Below are 12760 nucleotides of genomic sequence, written 5' to 3'. Positions count from 1 at the left end.
TCTGTGATTGAAAAAGCGGTGTTTAAAAATGACGCAAAAGTTTACTTGTTTTTGGCTTACTCTGCCAGTAGCTGTTTCAGCAAGTTTTGCTGGGCCTGCTGTTGCTGACGCATTTCCAGGCGCTGGCACTCGATGACGGCCCTGAGCTGGAACAGAGCCAGCTCAAAGTCTTCATTGATGATGACATAGTCATACTCGTCATAGTGCACCATTTCGGCAATGGCTTTCTCCATCCGGCCCTTGATCACCTCGGCGCTGTCCTGGCCGCGGCCGATCAGGCGGCGCTCCAGCTCCTCGCGGCTGGGAGGCAGGATGAAGATGGACTTGGTCGGCATCTGTTCGCGGATCTGGCGGGCGCCCTGCCAGTCGATGTCGAGGAAGACGTCGATGCCCTGCGCCAGGCAGGCCTCGATGGCGGCGCGGGAAGTGCCGTAGTAGTTGCCGAAGACTTCTGCCCACTCGAGAAAGTCACCGCGCTCGATCAGCGCCTTGAACTCTTCCACCTTGACGAAGTGGTAGTGCACCCCGTGCTCTTCACCGGGACGGGGGGCGCGCGTGGTGTGGGAGACCGAGAGTTGCATCTTGCCGGCGGCGTTGTGCTGGGTCAGCAAGGCATTGAGCAGGCTGGACTTACCGGCCCCGCTCGGGGAAGAGATGATATAGAGAGTGCCTTGTTGCGCCATGTCTGTACCTTTAAGCGATGATCCGCGCTTTGGTTGTAGCAGAGGCCGCCGTCTTGTGCCCGATAAGGGAGACGGTTGCTCGCAATGCGCGGAGGAATCAGAGTCAGGAGGATGTAAAGGCGGCGAATGTTAGCAGATGGGGGCGGATAAAAAAACGGCCGGAATCATATTCCAGCCGATCAAAATATCCGTAGCTTGCTGTGCGGGCGTTACCCGCATAGAGGGCCATTCTGCCCACGGAGCCGGGGCCGGGCCATCAGATTATCCCTGCGCCAGGGCTCGGAATTTCCGAGTTGCCCTGGGTCGGTAGAAGATGCTTGTCGGCACAGAGGCGGTCGAAGGCGGCGATGACCCGCTCGCGGCTTATCTTGGCCATGGCGTCCGGATCCTTGAGGCGGGTGCGCCAGCCGAGCTCGGCCAGCGGCTTGCCGGTCTCCTGCTCAATCAGCTCCTGATAGACGCTGACCAGATAATCCCGGCACAGATAGGGGCCGGTACGCTCCGGGTTGTGGTGGGCGTAGAGGCCGATCACGGGTGTCCCCACCAGGGTGGCCATGTGGGCAGGGCCGGTATCCGGGGCCAGCACCAGGCTCGCCTCGCCAATCAGCGCCAGCAATTGCTTGAGGCTGGTCTGCCCCACCAAATCTGCCGGCTTGCTCTGGCTGAGGCGCTGGATCTCGGCGGCGAGATCCCGCTCCAGCCTGGCCGGTCCGCCGCACAGATAGACCTGAAAGCCCTTGTCTGCGGCGTGATCCGCCAGCGCGGCGTAGCCGGCTGCAGTCCAATTCTTGAATGCCTTGCTGGCAGCGGCGCAGATGAGCAGGGTCGGCTGGCCACCCACCTTCTCCCGGGCCCAGGCCTGGTGCTCGGCGCTGATGGGCAGTTGCCAGTCCGGGGTCAGATCCTTTATCCCTAGCTCTTTGGCGAAGGCGAGAAAGCCGTCCAGCACGTGGGGGGAGGCGGGTGAGGGGACCCGATGGTTGGTGAACAGCCACTGACCGTCGCTGGCGCGCTCCCGATCAAACCCGAGTTTGACCTTGGCCTTGATGCCGAGGGTGGCGATGCTGGCGCGCATGGCGGCCTGCAGGTGGAGCAGGGCATCGAACCTGCGCCCCTTGAGGGTCTGCCAGAGATCGCGATAGCCGCGCCACCCCTTGCTCTTGTCGAAGGGAATGACCTCGACCCCCGGCAGATCGGCGAACAGGGTCGCCTCAATCTTGCCGGTGATCCAGGTGATGCGGGTCTGGGGCCACTCCCGCTGGATGACGCGCACCAGCGCCAGCGCGTGGCAGCAATCTCCGATGGCGGAGAGCCGCAGGATGCAGATGGAGGAGGGCGGCGTTTGGAACAGCGGCATGATGTGGCGCAACGATGGCAAAATGGATGGATGGCATTATGCAAACTCCCCTGTGGATTGTAAAATTGCGCCGGTTGCCCGACCGGCACGGCTTTCTGAATGGATGCCCTGCACCCACTATCGACCGGAATTCTCATCATGCTGACACACACCACCCACAACCAGGTCTGCTGGTATGCCGACGGAGTCTTCCGCGATCCTTCCCCTGCCTTGTTCGATCCTGTCTGGTGGCAGACCCATCGCCAGGTGGTGGGCTCTTCCATCGGCCGCGGGGTGACCTGGTTCGTGAAGGATGAATCCCGTCACTTGGTGCTGCGTCACTACTACCGTGGCGGCATGGTGGGCAAGCTGGTGCGTGACCGGTTCTGGTTTGAGGGGGTGGAGAGCAGCCGGGCCATGGCTGAATATCGTCTGCTGGCGACCCTGAGTGAACAGGGGCTGCCGGTGCCGCGCCCCTTTGCGGCCCGCATGGTCAAGCAGGGGCCCTTCTATCGGGCCGACATCCTGATCGAGCGCATTCGCGGCGCCAAGGATCTGGTGGCCCTGCTCAAGCAGGGGCCGATCGTCGGTGAGGTGTGGCACAAGATAGGCAAAACGGTGCGCCAGTTGCACGATGCAGGGGTCTATCATGCGGATCTCAACAGCCACAACCTGCTGCTCGACAAGGAGGGCAAGGTGTGGGTGATCGACTTCGACAAAGGAGCCATCCGCTCCCCCGGCAACTGGCAGCAGGCCAACCTGGAGCGGTTGCTGCGCTCCTTCAACAAGGAGTCGCAACTGCACACCAGCTTCCACTTCGTGCCGGAAAACTGGCAGGCCCTGATGGCAGGCTATCAGGGCAAGGTGGCGTGACGTCGAGCTTCACTTCGTATCTGGAGGCTGGCAAGCCCTGATGGCGGACCACCAGAGGCGAGAGGTGCGAGGCCAGCGATGCTGGCGCGGTTGCTCGGCGCCAGCACCAATGTTACTTATTGAGTGTGATTGCTTGGACAGATATTCAGATCCGGTTTCGAGGCGCGTGATGGAAAGGTATGAGACTGCCGGGGTTGAGGTCACCACTCCCCTTGAGGTGACGCTGATGGCACAGGCCATGGCGATGTTGGAGGCCGGGATCTGGACCTGGTCGGCCGGGCAGGGTCTGAGGCGGGACCCTTCCTGTCTGCAACTGCTGGGTCTGGAGGGGGGCGAGTTGGGGGATCTCGGCTGGCTGGATCGGGTACATCCGGATGATGCTCCCCGTCTGGCAGAGGCCCTGGAGGCCTGCCAGCAAGGGCGCAGTAACGGGCTTCGACTCGAGTACCGCATCCTGCACCATCAGGGCCATTACATCCGGCTGGAGGAGCGGGTCCGTCGCGACGAAGGAGGTCAACTGCTGGGGGTGGTTCGCCATCTGGATGCCGCCATGGCGCCCCTGGAGGATCGCCACGACACGGATCCCCTCACCGGCCTCGAGAGCCGCAGCCACTTCGAGCTGCTGCTGGATGAACGGCTGGCCAGCGAGAGCGGCAGTTTCTGTCTGCTGCAGTTCAGCGTGGATCACCGCAGCAAGATCCTGCAGTTGTTCGGGGAGGCGGCCTGCGACGCCATGCTGGCCAAGCTGGCCCGCATCGTGCGCCGCGAGCTGCGTCGGGAAGATCCCTTCGCCCGTTGGGACGAAGACGGCTTCATCCTGATGCTCTCCCAGACCGATCGGTTGAGCGGCCTGGAGATTGCCGAGCGGCTGCGTCTTGAGATCGCCGACGCCAGCCTGCTGCCCCAGCGTCCGGTGACCGTGAGCATCGGCCTGGTGCAGAGCCAGAGTGCCGAGCAGCTCGATCACCTGCTGGCCCGGTTGGCCTCCTGCCACGGTCAGGCGAAGCGGGAACACAACGCCGTGGTCGGCTGACGGCCAGTCACTGTCCGCGAACCCATTGACGCCGATGGACCCATCAGCGTCAATGGTTTTCAGTCAGCGCTCACTGAACTGCTGACGCTGGCAGACCCAGAGAGAAGCCAGCATCAGCAGGGCGCCCAGACCGAGCCTGAGCAGGTCGGTATCCTTTCCCCAGAGCACCAGATTGACCAGCAGACCCGCGGGGATCAAGGCGTTGTTCATGATGGCCAGCACGCCGCTGCTGACCAGGGTCGCCCCCTTGTTCCACAGGAAGTAGCCGAGCCCGGATGCCCCGACCCCCAGCCAGAAGAGGATGCCCCATTGCAGGGGGCTGGCGGGATATTGAGGTTTGCCCAGCAGCCACCAGGCGGGCAGGGCGATCACCAGGGCGCCCAGATAGAAGCAGCCGAACACCGCCAGCTGGGGCGGCTGCTCAGCCTCCCGGGCCAGCAGCACCTTGTAGCCTACCTGACCCAGGGCGAAGCAGACGTTGGCGCCCTGCACCACCAGGAATCCCAGTACATAGCTTTCGGTCAGGCCGTCGAAACGGATGACGGCCGCCCCCAGCACCGCCAGCAGGGCCCCCCACAGATAGACAGGCTTGAAGCGCCCTTCCAGCAGGTCGTGGATCAGGGTGACATAGATGGGGGTGAAGATGGTGAACACCAGCACTTCCGGTACCGTCAAGAGCAGGAAGGAGTGGTAGTAGAAGAGATACATGATGCCGAGCTGGATGGCACCGAGGGCCATCAGCTTGGCCACCAGATCGGGGCGCAGCCAGCAACGGCGCAGGAAGGGCAGAAACACCAGGCTGGCGAGCACGATGCGGGTCAGTACCGAGAAGTAGGCATCCACCTGACCGGCAAGGTAGACCCCGATCAGGCTGAAGGAGAAGGACCAGAGCAGGGTAACCCCTATCAAGTAGTTCATGTGATTGAATTGTCATCAGTTGTCAATTTGGAGGGCGCTATGATGGCCGAGTTGGAAGGCGCGATCCAGCGTTTATGGGAAGGGTTGTCACAGATCGGAGCATTTGCCTTCGAGGCGAGCAACGGGGCCGGATCCGCCACCGACTGGTGCGGTCGCGGGGAGGGGGCCGTGGTGGTGACCGATCACCATGGGGGGTGGCTGTATGCCGAGACGGGTCGCTACACCACGCCCCATGGCCGGGAGCTGACCATGCACAACCGCTTCTGGTGGCAGCGCACCGCACGGGGGATCATGCTCTCCCACCTGCGCTACGAGCAGCCGGTGATGCTGTTCGAGCTGTTGCCCCGGGGGGACGGGCACTGGGTCACGGCCGAGCCTCACCTGTGCGGGCAGGATCACTACAGCGCCGAGCTGACCGAAACCGGCGAGGGTTTCCTGCTCGCCTGGCAGATAACGGGGCCGCGCAAGAACGAGCGGTTGAGTTATCGCTACGGACCAGAGGCGCAGAGATAAAAAAACCGGCGCAGGGCGCCGGTAGAGGGGACAAATCGGAGGTTTTGTTAAAACGGTCCCAAAAACAGGAGAGATACACTCTCGTCACACACGCAGAGAGGGTCTTCAGGCATTCAGTGCATAGTTCAGCATGGCTTGCAGCTTGCTGTCGAAGAACCAGGGCAGCAGCACCATCAGCAGACCCAGCACCCCGGCCAGCCGGTGGCGATACTGCCAGCCGGCTATCAGTACCAGACCGCCGCAGAGGGTGGTCAGGATGCCTGACATAGGGCAGCCTCCCGCTGTTGGCGGCGCTGCTGTGCCCACTGGTTGAGGGCGACCGAACCCAGGATAAGGGCCAGCGCCACGCCCGTGGTGGACTGGATCTGCTCGCCGAGGAACAGGGCTCCCAGCATGACGCCGAACAGCGGCACCAGGTAGTTGCTGAAGGAGGCGAAGGTCGGGCCCGCCTTCTGGATCAGCGCCATGTAGAGGAAGTAGACCAGGCCGGTACAGAAGATCCCCAGCATGGCGACGGCGCCCATGGCCTGCTGGCTCGGCAGGGTGAGGCTGCTCAGGTCGGCCACGAAGGGCGCGGCCAGCAGCAGCTGGATGGCCGAGGAGATCAGGATGTTGCGGGCCACGACCACAGGATGGTCCTTGGCGAAGCGCTTGATCATCAGCAGGCCGATGGCGAAGCAGCTGGCACCGAACAGGATGGCCATGGCACCGAGCAGGCCGGCATTCATGCCGCTGGTCAGCTTGGGCCAGAACAGTACTAGCACGCCGACGAAGCCGATGATCACGGAGACGAGGCCGCCCTTGGTGATTCTTTCACCAGAAATAAACAAGGGTGCCGCCAGAATGGTCACAAAGGGGATACAACCCATGACCACGGCCGCGATGGCGCTGTCCACATACTGTTGTCCCCAGGCCACCATGATGAAGGGGATGGTGGCGTCGAGCAGGGCGATCAGCATATAGGTTCGCCAGGGCGTGTGCTCACTCTTGAGGCGCATGAACAGGCAGAGCAGACCCAGGGTCAGGCTGCCGCACAGGGCGCGTCCGGCGGCCACCATGATGGGGGGCAGTTCAGCCACGGCCTGGTGCATGAAAATGAACTGGGAGCCCCACAACAGGCCGATCGCCAGCAACAACAGATAGCTACGCATTTGAATCTCCGATGTAATTCGCCTGCGCATTCTATGCAATCTGCTACTATGCCAAAAATGAATTGTCGTCATTCAACTATGGCCAATATCGATGGAGCTGCCCCTCTCCCGCCTCGACCTCAACCTGCTCACCGTGTTCGACATGCTGATGCAGGAGCGCAACGTCACCCGTGCCGCCGAACGGCTGCACCTCTCCCAGTCCACCGTCAGCCATGCGCTGGGGCGGCTGCGAACGGCGCTGGATGACCCGCTGTTCGTGATGAGTCGGCGCGAGATGATGCCGACCGAACGGGCCAAGGCGCTGGCGAGCCCGGTGCGCCAGGCGCTGGCCATGCTGGAGCAGGGGCTGCGTCAGGCCAAGGGATTCGACCCGGCAAGTGCCCGGCGGATCTTTCGCATCGCCACCCCGGGCTCGGTGGAGCACGGCCTGGTGCCGGTGCTGGTGGAGTGGATGGTGCAGCAGGCTCCCCACTGCCGACTGGAAGTGTGCGAGCTGGCGGACAGCGACTACGAGCGGGAGCTGGAGAAGGGGGAACTGGATTTGGTGATCGGGTTTGCCGGTGCCAACCATCTCTCGCCCCGGTTGTGGCGCGAGGAGTGGTTCAGCAATCCGCTGGTCTGTTTGTCGCCCCTCGGCAGCGCTCTGCCCGACATGCTGGGGCCGGGAGAACTGGTCAGCCGCCCCCATATCCACACCTCCAGCTGGGGCCACAGCCAGGCCATGGTGGATCTCTGGCTGGCCCGTTTCGGGGTGGAGCGGGAGCTGGGGGTCAGGCTGCCGAGCTTTATGGCGGTACCGCCGCTGATGGCGACCGGCCGCTACCTGGTGGTGGTGCCCGAGATGATCGGGCGCCACTTCTGTCGCCACTATCCGTTGCGCCTGCACCAGCTGGAACCCGCCATCCCCATCGTCTACCTGATGGCGGGCCACCCGCTCAGTGCCCATGACGAGGCGATCGGCTGGTTCAAGGGGTTGTTGCACCGGCTGGCGAGGGAGCGCTACGGCGCGGATGCGCTCGGCCATCCCGCGCCGCAGGAGGCAGATCACGCCAATCCGGAGAAGTAGTCCAGCCCCATCGCCCCCTTCACCTCGGCCAGCACCTCGTCGGTGAGGGCCCGGGCCTGCTCGGTACCCTGCTGCAACAGGCGCAGCAGCTGGCGCTTGTCGGCGATGGCTGCCTCGCGCCGCTCCCGCATCGGAGCAAGCAGGGTCTGCAGGCAGTCGTTGAGTACCTGCTTGCAGCGCATGTCCCCCAGACCACCGCGCTGGTAGTGGGCCTTCATCTCGGCCACCAGGGCCTTGTCGGAGTGGAAGGCATCCAGATAGGCGAACACCGTATTGCCCTCCACCTGACCCGGATCGCTCACCTTGAGGTGATTGGGGTCGGTATACATGGCGAACACCGCCTGCTTGATCTCGTCGCTCGACATGCCGAGTTCGATGGTGTTGCCAAGGGACTTTGACATCTTGGCCTTGCCGTCGATGCCGGGCAGGCGGCCGGTGTCGCTCAGGATGGACTGGCACTCGGTCAGCACCTCTTTGCCCACCAGGGTGTTGAAGCGGCGCACTATCTCGTTGGTCTGCTCCAGCATGGGCAGCTGATCCTCGCCCACCGGCACGTGAGTGGCACGAAAGGCGGTGATGTCGGCGGCCTGGCTGACCGGATAGACGAGGAAGCCGGCGGGCAGGCTGCGCTCGAACCCTTTCTGCTGGATTTCGGCCTTGACGGTGGGGTTGCGCTCCAGCCGGGCGACGCTGACCAGGTTGAGGTAGTAGGTCGTGAGTTCGGCGAGGGCGGGCAGGGCGCTCTGCAGGCAGAAGGTGGTCTTGGCCGGGTCGAGGCCGGCGGCCAGGTAGTCGGCCATCACCTCCAGCACGTGATCGGTCACCTTAGCCGGGTTGTGGCCGTTGTCGGTCAGCGCCTGCAGATCGGCGATCATGACGAACTGGCGGTAATGGTGCTGGGCGGCCACGCGCTGGCGCAGGGAGCCGACGTAGTGGCCAATGTGCAGTTTGCCGGTGGGGCGGTCGCCGGTCAGGATCACGGGGTTGTGCATGTCACTCTCTCCAGTTGGGTGAGCCGGGAGGCGACAAAGGGATGAAAACAATGACCGCCTCTCGGCGGTCACGGTGTTTTCTTTGGGAAATTTTACATAGAAAAGCAGTGCCGCCTGTTTAGAAGCAGCACCACCAGTAGTTGTGATTTAATGAGGTCATATTCATGGCAAATCACACTACGCCTGTTCGATCACTTCTGCAAGGGCACGACCAGCATGTCGCAGGGCACGGTATTCATCAGCTGGCGTGCGCTCGAGGTGAGCAGGCTCCAGAAGCTCTGGCGATGGCCGCACACCAGCAGGTCGATCTGGTAGTCCTTGACCGCCTGGTTGACCCGCTCGCTCAGATCGCCGCAGATCACCAATTTCTTCTCGATGGGGTAGTCCACCGAGGCGAGGAAGGCTTCCAGCTTCTCCTTCGCTTCGGCGATCACCTGGTCCTGCACGTTGTCGATGTCGATGTCGATCATCTCGGTGTAGAGATCCTTGAGGTCCACATCCACATGGATCACCGACAGCTTGGCGCCGTTGGAGCGGGCCCGGTCGACCGCCTTCTCGATCACCTTGCGGTTGTCTTCCGACAGATCGATCGCGGCCAGTACGTGTTTGTAATAGGTTCCATTCATGGGAGTTCTCCTCACTGATCCTGGGTCCACTATACCAATGTCTGCTGAAACTAAAACGGCATCGTCGCCACAGTTTCAGGATTTGCCTGACCCCGAATCGGAAGGCGTAGAGGTGCAGGTGGCCGGGGAGTGCATATTTTGAACAGGAGTTTGACGCCGGTCACAGGCGTGCTATTGCCCCCGGGAAGGTGGGGGAATAGGATGTGCCCGTGCTTCGCAATGAACACAAAACAACAAAAAGCATCTGAATACCGCTTTGGGGAGCCTCGCGCTCCCTTTTGTTTTTCTGCCCTCTTCCAGCCCATATCCCGTCCGACATCAAGGTAATCCCGTCCCCCTTGGTTATGCTGTAGCCAGTTCCCTTGGCAAAACGGCCAGGGCCCCTCACCTGCAACCGGGTGATACTGTCATGGCCGTTTCTCATGTCCCACCGATGCACCGGAGAGTCCTTCATGATCATTCATCCCCAGATCCAGGGTTGTGTTGCCCGCAATTGCCACCCCATGGGTTGTCGCGCCGCCGTGTTGCAACAGATCGAACAGGTGCGGGCGGCGGGGCCGTTCAACGGGCCGAAACGGGTGCTGGTGCTGGGGGCATCGTCCGGTTTCGGGCTGGCGTCCCGGATCGCGCTCACCTTCGGCGCCGGGGCCGATACCCTGGGCGTCTCGTTCGAGCGGGGTCCCTCCGACAAGGGGCTCGGCAGTGCTGGCTGGTACAACAACATCTGGTTTCGTCAGGCGGCGGAGCAAGCCGGTCGCATCGCCGTCAACCTGATCGGGGATGCCTTCTCCGACACCATGCGCCAGCAGGCCATCGACGTCATCCGCCAGCGACTCGGGCAGGTGGATCTGGTGGTCTATTCGCTGGCGAGCGGAGTCAGGGTGATGCCGGATGGCACACAGGTACGCTCGGTGCTCAAGACCACAGGCCAGCCGCTGCAAGGCTGGGGGCTGGATCTGGAGCACGATGCGCTGGTGCAGCAGTCGCTGGTGCCAGCCACCCCGGAGGAGATCCGCGACACCGTCACCGTGATGGGGGGCGAGGACTGGCAGCGCTGGATGCAGGCATTGCAGCAGGCGGATTGTCTGGCCCCCGGCGCCCGGACCGTTGCCTACTCCTATATCGGCCCCGAGTCCACCTACCCCCTCTATAGAGACGGCACCATCGGCTATGCCAAGGAGCACCTGCACGCCACCGCCGAGACCATCAACCTGCAACTTGCCGGGATTGGCGGTCATGCCTGGGTGTCGGTTTGCAAGGCGCTGGTGACCAAGGCGAGCGTGTTTATTCCGGTGCTGCCTGTCTATCTGGGCCTGTTGATGGGGGTGATGAAGGAGCGTGGTGTCCACGAGGGCTGCATCGAGCAGATGCAGCGGCTGTTTGCCGACAAGATGTACGGGCCCAGAGGGGTCGTCGCCGATGGCAACCGGCTGATCCGGATGGATGACCACGAGCTTGAGCCAGCGGTGCAGGCCGCCGTCTCGGCACTCTGGCCCAAGGTGACGCCGGAGAACTTCCGCATCCTGGGGGATTTTGCCGGGTTGCGCCAGGAGTTCATGCAGCTCAACGGCTTCGAGCTGCCGGGGGTGGATTACGGTGCGCCGGTGAACGTGGCGTCACTCACTGAGCTGGCGCCCTGACACCCGCACGAGGGGCCATCAGGCGACGTTGCAGGCCAGTTCAGGGGAAAGATTGGGAGACTGGGCCAGCACGGTCTGGTTGCGCCCTTGGCGTTTCGCCTGATACATGGCCATGTCGGCCCGATGGATGAGCTGGCTCAGGCTGTCATCCTGCGTCGAGCGTTCCGCCACTCCGATGCTGATGGTCATGTGGGGGGCGGCCAGGTAGGCGATCCGGCTTCTCAGCTGCTCCGCCCGCCGCCAGCAGGTGGCCCCGTCCTGGGTCATGGCCACCAGAAATTCTTCCCCGCCCCAGCGCCCGATCAACTGCTGGTCCGGCGCCCAGCTCTTGAGCTCCCTGGCCAACTGCCGGATAGCCTGATCCCCCGCCTGGTGACCATGCTTGTCGTTGATCTGCTTGAAGTGATCGATGTCGATGATGAGCAGGGTCAGGGGCGTTTCGTGCAGCCACTGTTGACCCAGTCTCTCCAGCAGGGCGCGTCGGTTGGGCATCCCGGTCAGCTGATCGAAGGTGGCTAGCTTGTAGAGGTGGCGCGAGCTGCGGTGGAGCCTGCGGGTGGTGAGCCCGAGCAGGATCAGGGCGACGGCCAGCAGCACCAGCAGCAGCAATTGGTAGTAGCGGGCACTCTGCTGGTAGAGCAGTTGCTGGCGCTTGTTCTCGTTCTCCTGCTGCAGCGCGCGATTGCTGGCCTCGCTGCGAGCCAGATCCATCTCGACCTGGAAGGCGGCCGCGTGCTGGCTCAGGGTCTGGTTGAAGTGCTGCTTGTAGTACTGCATGTAGCGGGTCATGGCCCCGTAGGCCTCGGGGTAGCGGCCCAGATCGGCCAGTAACCTGGCCTGCATCGCCCGACCATCCATGGAGAGAGGGGCGGTGTGCTCCATCAGCAGTTGCAGGGCCAGCTGCTTCTCGCCACGACCCAGCAGGGTTCTTGCCCTGATCTCGGTCAGACGGGAGGCCGCCTGCGGGCTATCCAGCCTGTCATAGATGGCTTGTGCCTCCTCCAGGCTGCGCCAGGCTGAGTGCCAGTCCGCCCGTGCGTTGAACACCATGGCCTGGTAGCCGAGGACGATGGCACGATAGTGGGGTGACAGGCTCGGCGTGGCCAGCAGGGTATCGAGCAACTGGCTGGCTCTGGCAGGCTGGCCCATGTCGATGTAGAGCCTGGCCATGTTGGCCCGGATGATGGCCTGGCTGTTGGGTTCGTTGAGCTGCACCATCTGGCCGAGGGCATCCTGATAATAGGTCTCGGCCTCACGGTAGAGATTGAGGTCCGCATAGAGATTGCCGAGGGTCATCAGCAGACGGCCGCACTGCAAGGTGGAGAGGATGGAACCCGGCTCTTTCTGCTTGAGGTGATAGGCGGTCTTGAGCTCGAGGATCGCCTCTTTCATCTGCTGGGTACGGTAGAGGGCGAGCCCGTTGAGGGCATGCCACTCCGAGACCTGCCTGGGGTGATGCCGGACCGCCGGCCAGAGCTGGGTGAGCAGCTCGATCGCCTGATCCGGCGTATCGGCATCCAGGGTCAGGGCAATCTGCTGCAACCGGAAGTCGAGCAGGCGAAGGGTCTCCTGCTGGGCATTGGCCAGACCGCGGGCGCGGGCATTGTCGCGCTGTGCCTGGGGATAGCGGCCTAGGGCTGCCTGGGCCAGGGACCTGGCGTAGAACAGTTCCATATCCTGCTGGGGACTGGCGTCGAGGCGCTGCAGATAGCCGACGGGATCGCGCGCCGCCTGCAATTCAGCCTCTTTCAGCAAGGAGGGAGCTGCCTGCAACTGGGTCATCCAGAGCAGCGCCAGTGCCATTATGAATCTCATTGAATCCTTTCCCCGACCAATGGCGCCATCATAATGGCTGATGTCACTTACACCATGTTTCTTTGCTTCTCTATAACCGTATGGGGGAGAGGATGAGGTGAAAAGTCGTCGCAA

General features: G+C 62.9%; 13 protein-coding genes. 5 read left to right on the top strand and 8 right to left on the bottom strand.

What is annotated here, in order from left to right; translation table 11 throughout:
- Positions 1 to 56: 56 nt before the first annotated feature.
- Complete coding sequence (gmk, locus tag OKC41_RS13550) at positions 57 to 683, bottom strand: guanylate kinase (RefSeq protein WP_270672082.1); 627 nt, start codon at positions 681 to 683, stop codon at positions 57 to 59.
- A gap of 256 nt (positions 684 to 939) precedes the next feature.
- Positions 940 to 2040, bottom strand: coding sequence for a glycosyltransferase family 9 protein (locus OKC41_RS13545; protein WP_041201412.1), 1101 nt, complete (start codon positions 2038 to 2040; stop codon positions 940 to 942).
- Between the two features lie 138 nt (positions 2041 to 2178).
- On the opposite strand from OKC41_RS13545, the gene OKC41_RS13540 reads away from it, so the two are divergent.
- Entirely contained in the window at positions 2179 to 2892 is a 714-nt protein-coding gene (locus OKC41_RS13540) for a 3-deoxy-D-manno-octulosonic acid kinase (protein ID WP_270672081.1), read from the top strand.
- A 169-nt stretch (positions 2893 to 3061) separates the two neighbouring features.
- A complete protein-coding gene (locus tag OKC41_RS13535) occupies positions 3062 to 3925 on the top strand; it encodes a sensor domain-containing diguanylate cyclase (protein WP_029313392.1) in 864 nt (287 codons plus the stop codon).
- A gap of 63 nt (positions 3926 to 3988) precedes the next feature.
- Here the strand turns inward: OKC41_RS13535 and OKC41_RS13530 are convergent, their stop codons facing one another.
- Positions 3989 to 4843, bottom strand: coding sequence for a DMT family transporter (locus OKC41_RS13530; RefSeq protein ID WP_270672080.1), 855 nt, complete (start codon positions 4841 to 4843; stop codon positions 3989 to 3991).
- Positions 4844 to 4885: 42 nt separating this feature from the next.
- Between OKC41_RS13530 and OKC41_RS13525 the strand changes: the two genes are divergently transcribed.
- Positions 4886 to 5356, top strand: a complete 471-nt coding sequence (locus tag OKC41_RS13525) for a DUF6314 family protein (RefSeq protein WP_029313393.1) — start codon at positions 4886 to 4888, stop codon at positions 5354 to 5356.
- 105 nt (positions 5357 to 5461) lie between these two features.
- Here the strand turns inward: OKC41_RS13525 and OKC41_RS13520 are convergent, their stop codons facing one another.
- A complete protein-coding gene (locus tag OKC41_RS13520) occupies positions 5462 to 5623 on the bottom strand; it encodes a hypothetical protein (RefSeq protein WP_010672325.1) in 162 nt (53 codons plus the stop codon).
- Entirely contained in the window at positions 5608 to 6507 is a 900-nt protein-coding gene (locus OKC41_RS13515) for a DMT family transporter (protein WP_010672326.1), read from the bottom strand. The genes OKC41_RS13520 and OKC41_RS13515 overlap by 16 nt, the downstream gene beginning before the upstream one ends.
- Before the next feature lie 91 nt (positions 6508 to 6598).
- Between OKC41_RS13515 and OKC41_RS13510 the strand changes: the two genes are divergently transcribed.
- Entirely contained in the window at positions 6599 to 7573 is a 975-nt protein-coding gene (locus OKC41_RS13510; RefSeq protein ID WP_010672327.1) for a LysR family transcriptional regulator, read from the top strand.
- Here OKC41_RS13510 and trpS read toward each other — a convergent pair.
- Both trpS and OKC41_RS13500 read right to left on the bottom strand, forming a co-directional pair.
- Complete coding sequence (gene trpS / locus OKC41_RS13505) at positions 7552 to 8565, bottom strand: tryptophan--tRNA ligase (protein ID WP_201895169.1); 1014 nt, start codon at positions 8563 to 8565, stop codon at positions 7552 to 7554. The genes OKC41_RS13510 and trpS overlap by 22 nt on opposite strands.
- Positions 8566 to 8756: 191 nt before the next feature.
- Entirely contained in the window at positions 8757 to 9191 is a 435-nt protein-coding gene (locus OKC41_RS13500) for a universal stress protein (RefSeq protein WP_010672329.1), read from the bottom strand.
- A 452-nt stretch (positions 9192 to 9643) separates the two neighbouring features.
- Here OKC41_RS13500 and fabV point away from each other — a divergent pair, with 452 nt between their 5' ends.
- Positions 9644 to 10831, top strand: coding sequence for an enoyl-ACP reductase FabV (fabV, locus tag OKC41_RS13495; RefSeq protein WP_010672331.1), 1188 nt, complete (start codon positions 9644 to 9646; stop codon positions 10829 to 10831).
- 18 nt (positions 10832 to 10849) lie between these two features.
- On the opposite strand, the gene OKC41_RS13490 is transcribed toward fabV, so the two are convergent.
- Entirely contained in the window at positions 10850 to 12634 is a 1785-nt protein-coding gene (locus tag OKC41_RS13490; protein WP_201895179.1) for a diguanylate cyclase, read from the bottom strand.
- Positions 12635 to 12760 lie beyond the last annotated feature (126 nt).

It is taken from the genome of Aeromonas sp. QDB17 (assembly GCF_027705305.1).
Lineage (GTDB): Bacteria > Pseudomonadota > Gammaproteobacteria > Enterobacterales > Aeromonadaceae > Aeromonas > Aeromonas caviae.
This window is presented reverse-complemented; position numbering and strand designations above follow the sequence as displayed.